Here is a 671-nt window from a genome sequence, read left to right as displayed (position 1 = left end):
TGCCACAGTTCCTCGGGCGTGGTGACACCACCCGGGTAGCGGCAGGCCATACCCACGACGACGACCGGATCTTGCGTCGTGGTGCGCGGGGCGGCCGGCCGTGAAGCGACGGCCTGCTTCTGATCGGACGCCGTGGGGAGCTGGTCGGCGATGTACCGCGCCAGACGGTCGGGGGTCGGGTGGTCGAAGACGAGGGTGGCGGGTAGACGCAGACCGGTTGCCGCCGTCAGCCGGTTTCGGAGCTCAATGGCGGTGAGGGAGTCCGCGCCGAGGGCCTGGAACGCGGTGAGTGGATCAATCGCCCTGCTTTGGGCGTGTCCCAGGACGGTGGCGGTGTGTGTGCACACGAGGTCCAGCAGCGCTTGACTCCGCTCCTCGTCGGAGAGCGCGGTGAGTTGGTCCATCCAAGGCGCGGACTTCACGGGACGTTTCGCGCGACTCGGAATGAGCTGCCGGTACAGAGGCGGAAGCAGACCATCCTGCACGCGCAGGGTCCTCAGGTCGAGCAGTGCCGGGAGGAGGTGGGGGAGTGGGGTGGTGAGTGCGGTGTCTAGGTGGGTGAGGGCTTGGTGGGTGGGGAGGGGTTGGATGCCGTTGCGGTGGAGTCGGGTGTGGTGGTTGGTGTGGAGGGTGGCGGTGATGGTGCTGGTTTGTTGCCAGAGTCCCCAGGC

The 671-nt window shown here is 67.8% G+C and carries 1 protein-coding gene; it reads right to left on the bottom strand.

The window, feature by feature from the left end; all coding sequences use genetic code 11:
- The coding region (locus tag IE177_RS34630; protein WP_190019453.1) for an acyl carrier protein at positions 1-404 on the bottom strand (404 nt) is incomplete at its 3' end.
- Between the last annotated feature and the right edge of the window lie 267 nt (positions 405-671).

This window comes from Streptomyces lucensis JCM 4490, from assembly GCF_014650035.1.
Taxonomy (GTDB): domain Bacteria; phylum Actinomycetota; class Actinomycetes; order Streptomycetales; family Streptomycetaceae; genus Streptomyces; species Streptomyces lucensis.
The sequence above is the reverse complement of the archived record's forward strand: the minus strand, read 5'-3'. Positions and strand labels throughout refer to the sequence as shown.